Origin of the sequence: Spirillospora sp. NPDC048819 (assembly GCF_040650055.1) — a bacterium.
Classification (GTDB): domain Bacteria; phylum Actinomycetota; class Actinomycetes; order Streptosporangiales; family Streptosporangiaceae; genus Spirillospora.
The window spans coordinates 64,788-81,786 of record NZ_JBEZGN010000008.1 but is presented as its reverse complement, the minus strand read 5'-3'; the positions used below and the strand labels follow the sequence as shown (position 1 = coordinate 81,786).

At 71.1% G+C, this 16,999-nt stretch carries 15 protein-coding genes; 10 read left to right on the top strand and 5 right to left on the bottom strand.

Annotation, left to right across the window (positions count from 1 at the left end):
* Nucleotides 1–133 precede the first annotated feature (133 nt).
* Nucleotides 134–619, bottom strand: a complete 486-nt coding sequence (locus tag AB0C35_RS13965) for a hypothetical protein (RefSeq protein WP_358454657.1) — start codon at nt 617–619, stop codon at nt 134–136.
* A gap of 653 nt (nt 620–1,272) precedes the next feature.
* Here AB0C35_RS13965 and AB0C35_RS13960 point away from each other — a divergent pair.
* The 3 genes from AB0C35_RS13960 to AB0C35_RS13950 all read left to right on the top strand — a co-directional run bounded on the left by AB0C35_RS13960 (nt 1,273) and on the right by AB0C35_RS13950 (nt 3,693).
* On the top strand, nt 1,273–2,544 hold the full coding sequence (locus tag AB0C35_RS13960) for a M14 family metallopeptidase (RefSeq protein WP_358454655.1): 1,272 nt from the start codon (nt 1,273–1,275) through the stop codon (nt 2,542–2,544).
* Between the two features lie 225 nt (nt 2,545–2,769).
* The gene (locus AB0C35_RS13955) at nt 2,770–3,213 is read left to right on the top strand and encodes an Hsp20/alpha crystallin family protein (protein WP_358454652.1); all 444 of its coding nucleotides are present in this window, start codon (nt 2,770–2,772) and stop codon (nt 3,211–3,213) included.
* 150 nt (nt 3,214–3,363) lie between these two features.
* A complete protein-coding gene (locus AB0C35_RS13950; RefSeq protein ID WP_358454649.1) occupies nt 3,364–3,693 on the top strand; it encodes a MerR family transcriptional regulator in 330 nt (109 codons plus the stop codon).
* Nucleotides 3,694–3,862: 169 nt separating this feature from the next.
* Here AB0C35_RS13950 and AB0C35_RS13945 read toward each other — a convergent pair whose 3' ends face one another.
* Nucleotides 3,863–5,455 (bottom strand): serine/threonine-protein kinase, encoded by a 1,593-nt coding sequence (locus AB0C35_RS13945; protein ID WP_358454646.1) that lies wholly within the window; start codon nt 5,453–5,455, stop codon nt 3,863–3,865.
* Nucleotides 5,456–5,535: 80 nt separating this feature from the next.
* On the bottom strand, nt 5,536–6,504 hold the full coding sequence (locus AB0C35_RS13940) for a TIGR03557 family F420-dependent LLM class oxidoreductase (protein WP_358454643.1): 969 nt from the start codon (nt 6,502–6,504) through the stop codon (nt 5,536–5,538).
* 379 nt (nt 6,505–6,883) lie between these two features.
* Here AB0C35_RS13940 and AB0C35_RS13935 point away from each other — a divergent pair, with 379 nt between their 5' ends.
* From AB0C35_RS13935 to AB0C35_RS13920, 4 genes are all read left to right on the top strand, one after another.
* On the top strand, nt 6,884–7,114 hold the full coding sequence (locus tag AB0C35_RS13935; RefSeq protein ID WP_358454640.1) for a hypothetical protein: 231 nt from the start codon (nt 6,884–6,886) through the stop codon (nt 7,112–7,114).
* Nucleotides 7,115–7,211: 97 nt separating this feature from the next.
* Nucleotides 7,212–7,451, top strand: a complete 240-nt coding sequence (locus AB0C35_RS13930) for a hypothetical protein (RefSeq protein ID WP_358454638.1) — start codon at nt 7,212–7,214, stop codon at nt 7,449–7,451.
* Nucleotides 7,448–8,800 (top strand): hypothetical protein, encoded by a 1,353-nt coding sequence (locus AB0C35_RS13925; RefSeq protein WP_358454636.1) that lies wholly within the window; start codon nt 7,448–7,450, stop codon nt 8,798–8,800. Before AB0C35_RS13930 ends, AB0C35_RS13925 begins: the two co-directional genes overlap by 4 nt.
* A 198-nt stretch (nt 8,801–8,998) precedes the next feature.
* Nucleotides 8,999–9,979 (top strand): alpha/beta hydrolase family protein, encoded by a 981-nt coding sequence (locus AB0C35_RS13920; protein WP_358454633.1) that lies wholly within the window; start codon nt 8,999–9,001, stop codon nt 9,977–9,979.
* An 8-nt stretch (nt 9,980–9,987) separates the two neighbouring features.
* Here AB0C35_RS13920 and AB0C35_RS13915 read toward each other — a convergent pair whose 3' ends face one another.
* The gene (locus tag AB0C35_RS13915; protein WP_358454630.1) at nt 9,988–11,205 is read right to left on the bottom strand and encodes a PP2C family protein-serine/threonine phosphatase; all 1,218 of its coding nucleotides are present in this window, start codon (nt 11,203–11,205) and stop codon (nt 9,988–9,990) included.
* A gap of 100 nt (nt 11,206–11,305) precedes the next feature.
* Nucleotides 11,306–13,120, bottom strand: a complete 1,815-nt coding sequence (locus AB0C35_RS13910) for a serine/threonine-protein kinase (protein WP_358454627.1) — start codon at nt 13,118–13,120, stop codon at nt 11,306–11,308.
* 281 nt (nt 13,121–13,401) lie between these two features.
* Between AB0C35_RS13910 and AB0C35_RS13905 the strand changes: the two genes are divergently transcribed.
* The 3 genes from AB0C35_RS13905 (at nt 13,402) to AB0C35_RS13895 (ending at nt 16,979) form a co-directional block, all read left to right on the top strand.
* The gene (locus AB0C35_RS13905) at nt 13,402–14,265 is read left to right on the top strand and encodes an arpA protein (protein WP_358454625.1); all 864 of its coding nucleotides are present in this window, start codon (nt 13,402–13,404) and stop codon (nt 14,263–14,265) included.
* Between the two features lie 82 nt (nt 14,266–14,347).
* Nucleotides 14,348–15,157: a class I SAM-dependent methyltransferase gene (locus tag AB0C35_RS13900; protein ID WP_358454622.1), complete on the top strand. Its 810-nt coding sequence runs from the start codon at nt 14,348–14,350 to the stop codon at nt 15,155–15,157.
* 22 nt (nt 15,158–15,179) lie between these two features.
* Nucleotides 15,180–16,979, top strand: a complete 1,800-nt coding sequence (locus AB0C35_RS13895; RefSeq protein ID WP_358454619.1) for a choline/carnitine O-acyltransferase — start codon at nt 15,180–15,182, stop codon at nt 16,977–16,979.
* Nucleotides 16,980–16,999: the final 20 nt, after the last annotated feature.

The following is a 16,999-nucleotide window of genomic DNA, read 5'->3' as shown; positions in this document are numbered from 1 at the left end:
CGGAACGGTACCCACTCTGTACGGGCCGTTGGGAGCATTTCCAGGCCGAGCACCGTGACCCCGGCGGGGTGGAGACCGGGGTCACGGCGTGGGGACCGGACTCAGCTGACGTCAAGCCGGCCGGTCACCAGGGTCAGGCCGGGTTGAAGTCGTACGTGGCGGTGACGGTGGCGGAGCCCGGGCAGAGCCAGCCGCTGGTCTTGGCCACGGTCTGCTCGGTGAAGGTGGCGGTGACCGGGAGGTCGGTGCCGGTGAAGCTACCGCTGATGTTCCCGCCGTAGGTGCAGCCGATGGCGCTCATCGAGAAACCGTTGATGCTCGCGACGCCGTTGTTGAGGCTGCCGCTCCAGGGCAGGCCCTCGGGCGTGACCGTGACGCCGCAGCCGCTGACCGAGGCGTCGGTGATGGTGAGGTTGCCGGCGGCGTCGATGGTGCCGGTCAGCGTGGAGTCGGTGCACTCGGCGGCGATGCCCGCGTCGATGACCATGTTGCCGTTGAGGGTGGCCGTGAAGTTACCGGCCGTCCAGGCCAGGGCGGGCGTGGCCGTCACGGCGACGGCGAGGGCGGCCGCGGCGGTGGTCGATGCGATCGCGGCCAGCTTCTTCGTGGTGCGGGACAAGGGAGTCCTCTTTTCGAACGGTGGGCGTCGCGCCTGCACCCGAAGGAATGGGGTGGGAGATCCTCGACCCGTGCTGCACCTCGCCCGTGGCCAATGGGCGGCGGGGCGTCGCGAATCGAGGAACGGGAGCCGGGAACCGTCGTGTCCGCATCGACGCGACGCTCCGAACGGCAACTAGAACGCGTTCTATCGAGAACAATAGCAAAAGCGACGGGATGGTCAATACCCGGACAGAGATATCGTCGTGGCCCCGGAGAGTGCATCACGGCACACGAGAACCTGTTGCAGAGTCAGGTAGGCGGGCAGGGCGATATCCCGGGGAATGGATCGAATACGGGCGGCCGAATCCCGCCCCTTCGGACACGTTCCAAGCGGGCGCGGCCGCACAGCGGCCATCGATCTGGGACTGAAATTTCACAACGGTCCCGATCTGGTTTGAATTTCGATGTGCGGTGACCGGCCTCTTAGAACTGTGGCCTGGTCTTTCGGGTGCCGGGTGCGCCTTTCGGGACGTTCCGGCGGATGGGAGGGCCGGCATTGTCACGCGGGTGGTTTCCGTTCATCGTGACGGCACCGCCAGCGTCCGTGAGCGTCCTTGAGGCCACCCCGCAATGCGACGCCGGGCGCGCAGAGCCGGACGGCAGGTGTCCCGTATGAACAGCTCCCGCAAACTGTGCTCCCTTCTCACCGTCCCGGCGGCGCTCGCCCTGGTCCTGGCCGGGCCCGCCGCCTCCTCCGCCGCCTCCGCCCCGGGTCCGGCGGAAACCGCCCGGCAGTACGTGGTGACCGGGCCCGCGACCGTCCAGCAGCGCAGCCAGGTGGCACGGACCGGGGCGGCGATCGACGACGTCCGGACGGACGAACTCAAGGTCACCGCCATCCCGTCCGAGGTGCGGGCGATCCGGAGGCTCGGCTTCACGGTGCAGGCCGCGCCGTCGCCGGCCCCGGCCCCGACCAGGGCGGCGACGTCCTACCACACGTTCGCCGAGATGCGGCAGGAGGTCGACTCCGTCGTCGCCGCGCATCCGCAGATCGCCCGCCAGTTCGTCGCCGGCCGGTCCTACCAGGGCCGCGACATCGTCGGCGTGAAGATCAGCGACAACGTGGCGGCCGACGAGGACGAGCCCGAAGTGCTCATCATCGCCAACATCCACGCGCGCGAGCGGCTCACCGCCGAGCAGGCGCTCGACTACATCGGGCAGCTCACCGACGGGTACGGGACCAGCTCCCGCATCACCGACCTGGTGAACGAGCGCGAGATCTGGGTCATGCCGATGGTCAACCCGGACGGCCAGGTCTACGACATGACCAGCGACACCTCGCCCGGCCGGTGGTGGCGGAAGAACCGCCAGCCCAACACGCAGTCGGTGGGCACGGACCTGAACCGCAACTTCGCCTACCGGTGGGGCTGCTGCGGCGGCTCGTCCGGCAACGGCTCCAGCCAGACCTACCGGGGCCCCAGCGCCGAGTCCGCGCCCGAAACCTCGGTGATCGCCGACTTCGTGCGGAGCCGGGTCGTGGGCGGCGAGCAGCAGCTCGGCATGTTCCTGGACATCCACTCAGAGGCGGAACTGGTGCTGTGGCCGTTCGGCTACACCTACAACAACACGGTCCCCGGGTCCATGTCCGCGGACGACGAGGCCGCCCACCGCACGATCGGCCGTGAACTGGCCGGGACGAACGGCTTCGTCCCGCAGCAGTCCAGCGACCTGTACATCACCGACGGCACGACCATCGACTGGACGTGGGGCGAGTACCGCATCTTCTCGTACACGTTCGAGCTGGGCGGGGGCAGCTTCTACCCGCCGCCGTCCGCGATCGACCGCGAGGTCCAGCGCAGCCGCGAGGCGCTGCTGCGGCTGACCGGCTACGCCGACTGCCCCTACCGGGCGATAGGCAAGGAGGGCCAGTACTGCGCCGCCTGACGTCCGCCCGCCGCGCGGCCCGGATCGTCGTGGAGCCGGCCGCACGCGCGGCTGCATGAGAAGACCGGCGGGTGAGACCACCCGCCGGTCTTCTCCATGGAGGCCGAACCGGGGTTTGACAAGTCGAACTACAGGATACCTATAATTCGAGTTGTAGGTTTCTTCTGCAGCGATCAGGTATCCGGGTCCCTGGGAGACCCGGGACATCTTCGGAGGTGAAGCACGATGCTGCTGACGTCGATCGACCCCTTCGTGCAGGAGTTCGAGCGCCAGTTCGACCGGGCGTTCCGGCAGGTCACCGGCGGCGGGAACGGCGGCGCGGGCATGCCGATGGACGGCATCCGCCGCGCCGACGACGTCGTCCTGCGGTTCGATCTGCCCGGGGTGGACCCCGACTCGGTGGAGATCACCGTGGACCGCGGGGTCCTGTCGGTCACCGCGCGCCGCGAGGAGGAGATCGCCGAGGACGAGCGCCCGTTCGTCCGCGAGCGGGTGATGGGCTCCTTCACCCGCCGGGTCTACCTGTCCGAGCACCTGGACGCCGAGGCGATCGAGGCCGCCTACGACAACGGCGTCCTCGCCGTCCGCATCCCCGTGCTGGAGAAGGCCAGGCCCCGCAAGATCGCCATCCGGCAGAACGGCCGCGGACGCAAGGCGATCAAGAGCTGACCGGCCCGCCGCGCGGCCACGGATCGGATCAGCCGGCGGCGGCCGATCAGCGCGGCCCCGTCCCGGCGAGGCGGTACCCCGGGTCACAGGTGCCGTTCCACCGGCGGCGGGGCCGCAGCCCCGGCCGCATGCGCCAGAGAGGGAGGGCGCGTGAAGCTGCCCATCGACGACGAGCACGCCGCCCTGTTCACCGTCGGCCAGGTCGCCGACATGCTCAACGTGCAGCAGGCGTTCCTGCGCCGCATCGACCACCAGCAGGTGGTCTCCCCGCAGCGTTCGACCGGAGGCCAGCGCCGCTACAGCCGCCACGAGATCGGCCGCATCCAAGAGGTCGTCATCATGATGGACGAGGGCATGACCCTGCCCGCCATCCGCCGCATCATCGAACTCCAGCACGAACTCGCGCAGGTGACCCGCGAACGCGACGAACTCGCGCACCACCTGGACGCCCTGCGCTCCGCCCCTGGAGACCGGCCCTGACCGAGCTCCGGGAGTCGAGCGCCCGCCGCCCGCGTCACCGTGGCCGGACGGGTGCGCTCCTCCTCGTACGAGCCGACCGCGGGCCGCCAAGGTTCGGGCGCGGACGGCCGAGCTGTGCGGTGCCGAGATCCGTTGTGGACGGGCCCTGCCGGCGCTGGTCCTGAAGGCTTCAGCAGACCTTTACCGTGCGGGTGATCTCCTGGTGGCTCGGGCTCTGCAGGACTAGGCGGTAGGTGTAGGTGCCCGGAGTCTCGCCCTGGAGGCCGCCGCTGGCGAAGGACGGCTCCGCGACGGTCTCGATCGGGTGGCCTCTGCCGAGGCGGCCGTTGAAGTAGATGCTGAACTTGATCTTCGTCGGGTTCTCGCTGCCGGTGATCTTGTATTTGAGCTCGAAGTAGCCTTCGGGATCCTCGCAGGCGGCGCCGGAGCCGACGGTGAAGTAGTCGATCCGGGCGGTGGGGCCGCCCGGCTCCGCGCCGCCGGTGCCGCCGGTCGAGCCGCCGCCGGTCGTGCCGCCGCCGGCGCCGCCACCCGTGGCGGTGCCGGGCCTGGAGGAGGTGCCTGGCGAGCCGGTCTGCCCGCCGCCGGGCCGCTTGGACGCCGTGCTCGACGGGGACGGTTTGCCCGACGCGCCGGGCTTCGACCCCGCTCCGGGGCCGTCCACCGTGCCGGAGCCCGTGCGTCCCTGCGGGTTCGCGCCGACGCGTCCACCCTGCTCACTGCTGCCCGCGGCGCCCGACTCCTCCGGCCACAGGACCCAGACCGCGACGCTGGTGAGCAGGGCCACCGCCACCGCGCCCGCTCCCGCGCCCAGCAGCACGACGGGACGGCGGCCGGGGGTCTTCTTCTTCCGGCCGGCGTCGTCGACCGTCTGCGGTGCGGCGGGCATCGGCGGCGGGCTCGGCATCGGCGTGGGACGCGGTGGGTCGACCACTGTCCGCGCGTCGGCCGGGCCGGCACCCCTGGCCTGCGCGCCGAGGAGGCGCAGGAGCACCGCCTGCATCGTGGGGCGCCGGGCCGGGTCCTTGACCAGGCACGCGGCGACGGTGGAGCGCAGCGGGTCCGGAAGGTCGCCGAGGTCCGGTTCGCCCTGCAGGACGCGGTGCATGATCGCCGGGAAGGTGTCCGCGCCGAACGGGGGCCGGCCCGTCGCGGCGTAGACGACGACCGAGCCCCACGCGAACACGTCCGCCGGCGGGCCGACCGCCTCCGCCGCGAACTGCTCGGGCGCCATGTACGCGGGCGTCCCGATGATGCTGCTGGTCAGCGTGAGCGGCGACTCGGTGTCGCGGGCGATGCCGAAGTCGATGACGCGCGGGCCGTCCGGGCCGAGCAGGACGTTCGACGGCTTGAAGTCGCGGTGGACGACGCCGGCCTCGTGGATGGCGGCGAGGGCGGTCGCGGTCGCCACGGCGAGGCGCTGCAGCGCGGATCCGTCCCGCGGCCCGGCCTGCTGGAGCGAGGGCCCCTCGATGTACTCGGTGACGATGTAGGGGCGCCGGTCGTCCAGGGACGCGTCGAGGACCTGCGCGATGCAGAACGGGTCGACGCGGCGGGCGGCGGCGATCTCCTTGGTGAACCGCTCGCGGACGCGGTTGTCGGCGGCCACCTCCGCGCGGAGCACCTTGACGGCGACCGGCACGCCGTCGGCGCCGTGCCCGAGGTAGACGACCCCCTGACCGCCCATGCCGAGCCGCCCCGACAGCCGGTACGGGCCGACGCTGGACGGATCGTCGGGTTCCAGGGGGTCGGTTGCCGGCATCGGATGTGACTCCTGGTGCGTGGGAGCGGGATTTACGCAACCTTATTGGATGAAAGGTCCGCTCCCACGCGAATCGCTGATCATCCGAAGCGTTCCCGGAGGGCCGGGAGGAGGTCGGACTCCGCCCAGGTGCGGAAGTCCTTCTGGTGCTCGGGCCCCGACTGGCAGAGCGCGATGTGGGTGAAGCCGGCGTCCGCGAACTTCTGGACGGCCTGGACGTAGTCGTCCACGTCGTCGCCGCACGGGACGGACTCGGCGACGTCCTCGGGCCGGACGGTCTGCGTCGCGGCCTCGAAGTTCACCGGGCCCGGGAGTTCGGCCATCACCTTCCACGCCGGCGTCGAGAACCTCCAGATGCGGTGCGCCCGCTCCCTGCACTCGTCGTAGTCGGCGCCGTAGGAGACGGGGATCTGCCCGTAGACGGGTTTGCCGGCGCCGCCCTCGTTCCGGAACAGGTCGACGACGTCGCCGACGGGCTGGTCGGAGATCAGCAGGTCGGCGTGCCGGGCCGCCAGCCGTCCGGCGCGCGGCCCGTAGGCGGCCATCCCGATCCGGACGGGCTGGTCCGGCAGGTCGTACACCTTCGCGGAGTCGACGCTGAAGTGCCGGCCCCGGTAGTTGACGTGGTCGCCGCCGAGCAGCGCCCGGATGATCTCGACGGCCTCCTCGAACATCTCGTGCCGGACGTCCACCGACGGCCAGCCGCGTCCGACGACGTGCTCGTTCAGGTTCTCGCCGGAGCCGAGCCCGAGCGTGAACCGCCCGTCCGACAGGACGCCCACCGTGGCGGCCTTCTGCGCCACCACGGCCGGGTGGTAGCGCATGATCGGGCAGGTCACCTGCGTCATCAGCGGGATGCGGTGGGTGGCCTGGGCGAGGGCGCCCAGCACCGACCAGGCGTAGGCGGAGTGGCCCTGGTCCTCCAGCCATGGGAAGTAGTGGTCGGAGATGACCGAGTAGCCGAAGCCCGCCTCCTCGGCCTCCACGAGGTCGGCGACGAGCTGCTTTGGCGGTGTCTGCTCGCAGAGCAGCGTGTATCCGAATTCCATGTCGGCTCGCATACCCGTCCGGACCTTCCGAACCGTAAAAGCACGGTCGGCACCGCCAAGACGCGTCAATCTCCAAGCAAATCCATGAGGTCGTGCGCGTGTGCGCGCAGGGGCCCTGGGGCCGCTCGCGCCCCGCCCATTCCGGGGGCTCCGATCACGCGCCGGAGCTGCGGATTCCCCGGCCTGCCGGGCCCGGACCTCCTGCCCGGCAGGGGCCTCGGAAACGCACACACAGGGGACGGAAGCGCAGGTGGAAGCACGCTTGGCCACCGTCCGTGACATCTGCTATACGTAGAGCTACCCGCTTCCGACCGGGGGGCGGGAGGGACATCCGGAATCCATGTGCGATCCGGGCGTGACAAGGGAGAAAAGGAACCACATGAAGTCCTACAGCTACACCGAGCTCGACAAGCTGACCGGCGAGATCCTGCCGGAGCGCGCCGTCCTGTCCACCCTGCTCGCCGGCGGTGGCCACGGCAACGGCGGCACCGTCGTCGTGCCGAACTGCGCGAGCAACGTTGTCAACAACGGCGCCGGCCTCGGCCAGCTGCTGCTCGGCGGCCCGAACACCACGAGCGTCGTCTGCAGTGGCGCCACGGTGGCCCACTGACCGATCGAGCATGATCCGCGGGCGCATGCCCGCACGGAAGGGCTGGTGTACCCGCCAGCCCTTCCCCCTCTTTCCGGGACAATGCGAAGGCGAACCGATGGGCCAGACGAACCCTCAGAACCTCACCTATGCGGACCTCGACCGGCTGTCGGGCCAACTGCTGCCCGGGCGGCTGCTGCTGTCGGCCGTCGGCCAGGGAGGTCACACCGAAGCGGTGTACGCCTGTCAGTACACCCACTCGGCCGGGACGACCGGTGTGCTCGGCACCGGCCTGCTCGCCGAACCCGAGCGCACGACGGCCGTGTGCTTCCCGGTCACGGTCGACCACGACTCATGAGCGGCCCCCCCGCGAACCAGGCCACCGACGGAGTGGACGCTCAGGTTTCCCTCACTCTTCCCGCCCTCACCGACGGCACCGAATTCGTCGGCGAGTTCAAGAACTCGGGCTACCGGGAGCCGCCCCAGCTCGTGTGCCTGCCCAACCGCCAGATCGTCAGGCTGCCGCCCCTGCTGTTCCTTGTCGCGAAGGCACTGCACGAGCACCGGGACCTGGCCGGCACACGGGACACGCCCGCCGCGCTCGACACGGTGGCCGCGTCGGTCAGCGAGCAGGCGGGAGCCCGGCTGACCGCCGAACAGCTCGTCTACCTGGTCGACCGCAAGCTCGCGCCGCTCGGCGTCACCACCTACAGCGACGGCACGCCGCCGCGGCTGGTCAAGGCCGACCCGTTCCTCGGGCTGAAGTTCAAGGTCGCGGTGTTCCCCGAGTCGGTCACCTGGTTCCTCGCCGGGCTGTTCAGCTGGCTGTTCCGGCCGATCATCGTCGCGGTCGCGGTCACGGCCGTCATCGTCGGCGAGGTCTGGCTGCTGACCTCCCGGTCGCTCGCGGACGCGCTCCAGCAGACCCTGCTCGTCCCGGTCAGCATTCTGCTGATCATGGGGCTGGGGATGCTGTCCTGCGCCTTCCACGAGGTGGGACACGCCGCCGCCTGCCGCTACGGCGGGGTCCGCCCAGGAGTCATGGGCTGCGGCATCTACCTCGTCTGGCCCGCGTTCTACACCGACATCACCGAGTCGTACCGGCTCGGCCGCGCCGGACGCCTCCGCACCGACCTGGCCGGCGTCTACTTCAACGCCATCTTCGTGGCCGGGCTCATCCTGCTGTACCTGTGGACGGGGTTCGATCCGCTGCTCGTCGCCGTGCTGTTCGTCAACTTCGAGATGATCCAGCAGCTGCTGCCGACGCTCCGGTTCGACGGGTACTACATCATGTCGGACCTGATCGGCATCCCCGACCTGTTCAAGTACATCGGGCCGATCCTGCGCCGGACCCTGCTGCGTCGTCCGGCCGACCCGAGGCTCCAGGACCTCAAGCGCTGGCCGCAGATCTTCGTCTCGGTGTGGGTGCTGACGGTCATCCCGCTGCTGCTGTTCCAGCTCGGCCTGATCATCAGCCAGATCCCGAAGCTGGTGGCGAAGGACTGGTGGATGATCCGCGAGCTCGCGTCCGCCGCGGCGAACGGTGCGGACCCGCTCGCACTCGTCACGTCCGGACTGCAGATCGTCCTGCTCATCCTGCCGCTGCTCGGCGTGGCTCTGATCCTGTTCGCGTCCGGAAGCTGGCTGGTGCGGCGGGCCGTCCGCTACGTGAACGGTCCCGCCGCCGAGCCCATGCCGCACGGCTGAGTTCACCGGAGCGCCGGAGCGCCGGGCACCCGCAGGGGCGCCCGGCGCTCTCCCGTATCCGGCCCGAATGCATTTTATATCTATTATCAATGGCCTTTGAATAAGTGCCGCCGCGGGAATCTGCATATCAGCCGCACGACGGCGCTCCCCCTGTCAAGGCCGGCACATCCCCGCCGGTGTTTCCGGAAGGCCCCCCCATTGTTTCGCCGCACCACCCTCGCCGCATTGCCGGCGGCCTTCGTCCTGCTCGTCCCACTCGTCCGGCCCGCCCTGATGGAACGCTCCAGCGCGGTGGCGGGCACCGGCGCCGAGGTCGTCGCCGAAACGCCCGTCGCGGCCCGCACCCTGGACCTGACCATCGACTCACCCGCCATGGACCGCCGCGAGAAGGTCCGGCTCCTCCTGCCGCGCGGGTGGTCGGAGAACGCCCGCCGCACCTGGCCCACGCTGTGGCTGCTGCACGGCGGAGTCGACGGCTACGAGGCCTGGACGCGCGACACCGACGTCGCCGAACTCACCGCCCGCAGCGGCGTCATCGTCGTCATGCCGAACGGCGGACGCTGCGGCAACTATTCCGACTGGTGGAACTACGGGAACGGCGGCTCCCCGCAATGGGAGACATTCCACATGACCGAACTCCGGCGGATTCTCGAACGCGACTACCACGCCGGAAAGCGGCGGGTGATCGCCGGTAATTCCATGGGCGGTCTCGGCGCCATGCTGTACGCGGCCCGATTTCCCGGCATGTTCGAGGCCGCGGCCGCGTTCAGCGGATACCTGCACACCCTCCACGGCCACGAGCCGGGCCGGAACTCGACGGGCTGGGGGCCGGCGCTGGCGTGCCCCGGCACCGACTGGCGGCGCGTCTGGGGCGACCCCGACGACCAGGCCGCGATCTGGCGCGCGCACAACCCCACCGACCTCGCGGGGCGGCTGCGCGGCGTCCGGCTGTGGGTGGCCAGCGGCAACGGCAGGGCCGGGTCGCTCGGCGGGCTTCCGTTCACCGACCCGGTCGAGGCGGCCGCGAGCGAACACGCGCACGCGTTCGTCGGTAGGCTCCGGGACCTCGGCGTCCCCGTCAGCGCCCGCTTCTTCGACGGGCAGCACGACTGGCCGTACTGGGAGCGCGACCTGCACGAGGCGTTCCCGATGCTGATGGACGCCCTGCGGCCCGGGTAGGCCGCGGCTCAGGTCTGGCGCATCGGTTCCGAGGCGTCCTTGGGGACTTCGGGCGGGCCGTGCCATTCGAGGAGCAGGACGGTGGCGTCGTCGTCCAGCCGGCCCGCGTGGTGCTCCAGGATCTTGTGGATGAGCCGCCGCAGCGTCTCGGGGACGGGCAGGCCGTTGGCCTCCTGCTTGATGATGAAGTCGACGAAGCGGCGGAGGCCGAACTCCTGCTTGTCCGGGTCGCGTGCCTCCACGATGCCGTCGGTGTAGAACAGGACCCGGTCACCCGGTTCGAGTTGCAGGTCGCACAGCTTGGGGACGATGCCGAGGCCGGTGCCGAGCGGGGTGCCCGGCCGGCACTCCAGGGTAGTCACCCAGCGTCCCCGCCGGAGGACGACCGGCGGGGGATGCCCGTACAGGGCCCACGACAGGATCCCCGTCCGGATGTCGAGGTCCGCCAGGGCGGCCGTCACGAACCGCCCGCCGTCCTGTTCGGCCAGCACGTCCTCGATCGCCCGGCCCGTCTCGATGAGGTCCGCGCCCTGGAGGCGGCTGTTGCGGCAGGCGGCGACGGCGAGGTTGGACGTCAGCCCCGCGGCCGTGTCGTGCCCCATGGCGTCGAAGACGGCGAGGAAGGCGGTGTCGGCCGCCAGCGCGTAGTCGAAGGCGTCGCCGCCCAGCCGGTAGGCCGGCTCCAGGGCCGCCCCGACCACCACCTGGTCGTTCGCGAACGTCATCGGCGGCATGAGCCGCCACTGCATCTCCGCCGACACCGTCATCGGCCGGGTCCGCACCAGCCGGGAGAAGGAGTCGCTGTACGGCCCCTTGCTGACGATGATGAGCGCGACCAGCCCGGCCAGGAACTCGGCGTCTTCCTCGGCCCGCTCGTCGTCCCGGCGGACGGTGACCCGGATCACCCCGATCCGCTCGGCGCCGTCGAGGACCGGCACCCACCGCTGGCAGGTCCCGTCGTCGAACGTCTGGCCCGTGACGGGTTCCACGGTCTGGAACGCCCGCCCGGCCAGCGTGCCCTCGATCTTGAGCTCCGCGGCCTCGTGGCCGGGGTCCCGCCCGGCGTCGTTCCCGCGCCCGGTCAGGAGCCGCAGAACCGTCTGCTGCAGGTCCGCGACGTAGATCACCGCGTCGTCCATGCCGGACTCGGCGGCGTGCCGGGCGACGGCGCCCGGCAGCTGCTCCATGGACATCATGTGGCTGGCCGCCACCAGCTCTCTCAGCATCGACTCGCCGCCCTACACCCGTCCGCTCTCCGTCGAAACCCGGCTCACACCTCTGGAAGAGCGCCCTACCCGCCCTGGGCCGCGCCATGTGAGCCTTGTGTCACGTGCGACGGGGCGACGGGGCGGCGGGCAGCATCGCGGTGAACTCGGGCTTCAGCAGGTCGCGGACGCTCGCGTAGGAGCCGGCGAAGCTCAGGTTGCCGCAGCCGTCACTGCCGCCGGCGAGGAAGGCGATCTGGAACTCGCCGGCGGTGAAGAACGGGCTCAGGAAGGGCGGGTCGGTCTCCCTGCCCGGGGCGGAGGACGGCTTCCTGGGGAAGAAGTCGGAGACCTTGAACCGTCCGTCCGAGCTGCAGTCCGCCCAACGGCGTTCGCCTTCCGAGCGCTGCCGGACGAGCGACTGGAGCCGCCGCACGCCCGCGGCCGTCAGCGTGCCGGGACGGAACACGTCGGCGGCGGTGAGCCTGCGGCCGGTGCGCAGGTCGACGGTGACGACCTCGCCGCCGGGCGACCCGTCCGCCTGCAGGCACCAGTCGGAGATCTGGAAGTAGCGGACGGACACCAGGCGGGGGCCGCGGACCCCGAGCGTCGTCTCGGTGCCGATCTTCACCGGCCTGCCCTGGCAGGGCAGCGCGCTGTCGCCTCCCCCCGCCATCGCGATGAGCCGGTCGAGCGGGCCGCGCAGCTCGGCGTTGATCCGGCGCTCCAGGGCCGGGTCGTCCAGGCCGCTGACCTTCGGGTACCGCGCGTTCTGGATCTGGATCGTCGTCCGGCCGGCGATCGTCCGGTTGTCGGCGGCCAGGGTCACGACCGCGACGGGCCGGGGCGGCGGCTCCGTGCTGTCCTTCACCGCGTAGACCGTGCCGCCCGCCGTCGCGGCGACCACGGCCGCGCCGGCGGCGGCCATCGTGCCCTTGCCGGCCGCCGTGGCGAGGAAGCCCTTGCTCACGGCGGCCCCCGTGGTACCGGCCGTCGTGCCTCCGCCCGCCCCGGCCGCGCCCGTCGCGCCGGCCGTGGCGGCGGTGCCCGCGGTGGCGGACGCGGCCGGGGCGACCGCGAGCGCGCCGAGCGGGAACAGCGCGGCCAGGGCGACCGCGGCGGCCGCCAGCGCGCGGACGCCGCGCTGCTCCCAGTCGGTCCCGTAGGCGGCGGCCGCGGCGGACTCCAGCTCCGCCACGAACGCCGCCGCGCCGGGGGGCCGCTCCGCCGGGTCCTTCGCCATCCCGCGCAGGACGAGGGGGCGCAGCGGCTCGGGCACGTCGCGGGTGTCGACCGGCGCCGTGAGGTGCTGGTTCATCAGCGCGGCCCGCTCCGCCGCGGCGAACGGCCGCCGCCCGGTCACGCATTCGACGAACACGCAGGTCGCGGCGTACACGTCGGTGGCGGGGGCGGACGGTTCGCCGCGCCACTGCTCCGGCGCCATGTAGACCGGCGTCCCGGCGGACGAGCCGTGCCCGGCCAGGACGGCGACGCCGAAGTCGACGAGCTTGCTGAGCCCGTCGGCCCGCACCACGACGTTCGCGGGCTTGTAGTCGCGGTGGACGACGCCGACGGCGTGGGCCGCCGCGAGCCCCAGCAGCGAGCCCTTCAGGACGAGCAGCGCCGCCTCCGGTGCGAGGGACCCGTGTTCGCGCAGCACGTCCTTCAGCGATGCCCCGTTGATCGCCTCCATCACGATCGCGGCGCCGTGGTCGCTCTCCACGAACCGGTAGAGGCGCGCCACGTACGGGCTGGTCAGCCGGCCGAGCATCTGCGCCTCGGCCCGCAGCCCGGCGACGGCCCCCGCGTCGGCGCCGGCGAGGTACTTGATCGCGACCGGGGTGCCGGCCGTGGCGTGGCGAGCGAGGACGACGCGTCCCTGGGCGCCCCGGCCGAGTTCGCGGTCCTCGGTGAAGTCCGCCAGCCGCCAGTCCATCCGGTCTCCCCTGCTTCGTCGATCATGCCTCACAGACGGTGACGCCGCCGTGTGCGGAAAGGTTCGCGGAAAGTCCGGCCGGGCGTCACCCCCGGGCCGCGGAGGCGGGTGAGATGGGCCACACCGGACACGGCGGGCGCGCGAGCCCGGGAACGTTCGAAGGCACAGGTCACGGGCCCGGCTTATCGCTATCTGACAAACCGGGCCAGAAAGGTTGGGCCTGAATTGCCGGAGGGATTGTGCTAAACCCATCTGGGGTTCGCCGGACTGGAAGGATCTTCATGGGCGCAGCGGAGGCTCTCGGCCGGGTGATCGATACGAGGCGCTATCCGCTGACCGAGCCGGACGGCGCCGGATGGGACTCCGTCGTTTCCCGCACCCGCGCCGCACTGGCGGAATCGGGGTGCTGTGTACTGCCCGACTTCATCCGCCCGTCATTGCAGGACGAACTGAGCGCGGAATGCGCGACGATCGCACCGCGCGCCCATTTCGACGTCGAAACGGTCAACGCCTACAACATCGACGTCGGCACGCCATTGCCGGAAGATCATCCGGGCCGCATCACGATCGAGCGGGGCAACGCGTTCGTCGCCCGCGACCACATCCCCGCCGGCTTCATCATCCACCGGCTCTATTCGAGCGGGCTCTTCCAGCGGTTCGTGGCGGCCTGCTTCGGGCTGCCGCGCGTGCACGAGCTCGCCGACCCGCTGTCGGGGCTGTGCCTCAACGTCGTCAACCCCGGGATGGAGCACCCCTGGCATTTCGATACCAACGAGTTCACCGTGAGCCTGCTGACCCGGGAGGCTGAGGACGGGGGCGCCTTCGAGTACTGCCCGAACATCCGGTCGGCGGAGGCGGAGAACTTCGACGACGTCCGCCGGGTGCTGACCGGGCACGGCGGGGACCTCGTCCGCCGGCTGACGCTGCGCCCCGGCGACCTGCAGCTTTTCAAGGGACGCTACTCGCTGCACCGGGTGGGCGCCGTCGGCGGCGACACGGCGCGGCACACGGCGATCTTCGCCTACAGCGAGCGCCCGGGGGTCGTCGGCAGCGTCGCGCGCACGAAGCAGCTCTTCGGCCGCGTCCTGCCCGAGCACCTGGCGGCGGAGGGACGCGCCGTCCGGGTCGACCGGCTGCTGGACTGAACATTCTCCATCCGGCCCGTCCCCGGGGCCGTCACCCGTGCCGGCCGCCGAGAATGGAAAGTGTTCACTAGGGAGGCTCTCCGTGCGCGTCGACACGACGGGCAAGATCTCGCTCGACCACATCTACACGCGGCCCGACCCCCGCGCCTACTTCAGCACGCTCCGCGAACTCGACTACAACATCCCGGAACTGGCCAAACCGCACTTCCGCCGGCTCATCGCCGAATACCGGGAGGCGCGCCGGGCGCCGTCCCCGGCCGTTCTGGACATCGGCTGCTCCTACGGCATCAACGCGGCCCTGGTGAAATACGGCGCCACCATGGACGAGCTGTACGATCGCTACAGCGGCCGTGACGCCCACCGGCGCACACGCGCGGCGCTGCTGTCCCGCGACCGGGAGCTGATCCGTTCCGGTGAACCTGCGAACAACCTGCGCTTCTTCGGCCTGGACGCCTCGGAGCAGGCCCTTTCCTACGCGCTCGAAGCCGGATTCCTGGACGGCGCCGTCCACGCCGATCTGGAGGACGCCGAGCCGACCGACGAACAGCGCGCGCAACTCGCCCATACGGACCTGGTCATCTCCACGGGCTGTCTCGGATACGTCACCGAGCGCACCATTTCCCGGATCATCGAGGCGCAGGAAGGGCGCAGGCCGTGGATGGCGCATTTCGTCCTGCGCATGTTCCCGTTCGACCCGATCGCCGAGACGCTCGCCGGCGCCGGGTACGAGACCGTCCGCCGCGACGGCCTGTTCAGGCAGCGGCGGTTCGCGACGCCGGAAGAGCAGTCGCTGGTCCTGGACCGCCTCGCGGACATCGGCGTCGACCCGGGCGGCCTGGAGGCCGACGGCTGGTTCTACGCGCAGCTCCACATCTCCAAGCCCCGCGACTGAGCACTGACGACACGAGGAACGAATGAACGCCAGCGAACAACTCTCGACCCGCACCTTCGGCAACGAGGAGCGTCTGCCGCGGGTGCCGTTGCCGACGCTCGACGCGACCTGCGAACGGTTCCTGGAGTGGTGCGGGCCGCTGCTGACCGAGGACGAGCGGGCCCGGACCGAGTCCGCGGTGGCCGAGTTCACCCGCCCGGACGGCCCGGGCCGCGTGCTGCACGCGGCGCTCGAACGCTACGACGCGGCCGAGGGCGTGCACAGCTGGCTCGACACCTTCTGGCCGTACCGCTACCTCGGCCGGCGCGACCGGATCGCGTTGAACGCGAACTTCTTCTTCCTCTTCAAGGAGTCGGACGAGGGGCAGGTCGAACGCGCCGCCGGGCTCATCGCCGGCGCGCTGGACTACAAGCTGCGGCTCGACGACGAGGCCGTCCCGCCCGTCCTGCAGCGCGGCCGGCCGCTGACGATGGAGCAGAACAAGTTCCTGTTCTCCACGACGCGCATCCCCGACGCCGAGCAGGACACCGTCCGCGCCCCCTACACCGAGGAGTGGCCGGGGCCGTCGCGGGCCCGCCACATCGTGGTGTTCTTCCGCGGCAACATGATCCGGATGGACGTTCTCGGCCCGGAGGGGCGCCCCCACACGCTGGACGAGCTGACGGCCGGGCTGCAAGCGATCATGAAGGCCGAGGCGGCGGCGGAGCCGTCCACCGGCCACCTCACCACCAAGGCCCGCGCCGAGTGGGCCGAGAGCCGCCGGGCCCTCCTCGCACTCGACCCCGGCAACGCGAAGGCGCTCGACGACGTGGAGACGGCGCTGTTCTGCGTCTGCCTGGAGAACTTCACCCCCAAGAACACCCTCGACGCCTGCGACCATCTGCTTCACGGCGACAGCGGCAACCGCTGGTTCGACAAGGCCGTGTCGTTCGTCGTCTTCGGCGACGGCACCGCGGGCATCAACGTCGAGCACTGCGGCCTGGACGGCACGACGATCCTCAGCTTCGTCGACGCGGTGCTGAACACCTCCCCCGAGAAGCTCTCCCAGCGGTCGGGCGCGGTGTCGCAGGGCCTCCCGATCGTCGAGGCCGTCGAGTTCGTCCTCGACGACGACCTGCGACGCGACATCCGGGACGCCGCGTCGTCGTTCGCCGCGTACGGCGCCGCGACGGCCACCGCCACCGTGTCGTTCGACGACTTCGGCACCGACGCGATCAAGCGGCTGAGAATGTCGCCGGACGCGTTCGTCCAGATGGCCTACCAGCTCGCCCACAGGCGAGCGAAGGGCCTCACCGGCGCCACCTACGAGTCGATCGCGACCCGGCAGTACCGGCACGGGCGCACCGAGGCGATGCGCGTCGTCACCCCCGAGGTGCTGCGCTTCGTGGAGATCATGGACGATCCCACCGCCGGCATCGTGGCCCGCCGGGACGCGTTCCGCGCCGCCGCCGACGCGCACGTCAGGCGCGCGAAGGAGTGCCAGTCCGGCCAGGCCCCCGAGCAGCACCTCTGGGAGCTGCAGCTGATCCAGAAGCGGCGCGGCGACGAGCTGGGCGTCACCGGGCCGCTCCCCCTGTTCGATTCGCCCGGCTGGGTCACGATGCGGGACGACTACCTGAGCACCAGCTCGGCGCCGTCGGTCAACATCCGGTACTTCGGTTTCGGGGCGACCAGCGAGAAGTGCGTCGGCGTCGCCTATGTGCTGCTCCCGGACCGCTTCAACGCCTACCTCAGCACTCCCCGCCCGGTGGCGGACGCGATGCAGACGTTCGCGGACCGGCTCCGCGACGCCGTCCACGAACTGCGGGAGCTGCTCGCCTGATCAGCGGCCCGGCCGGGCGG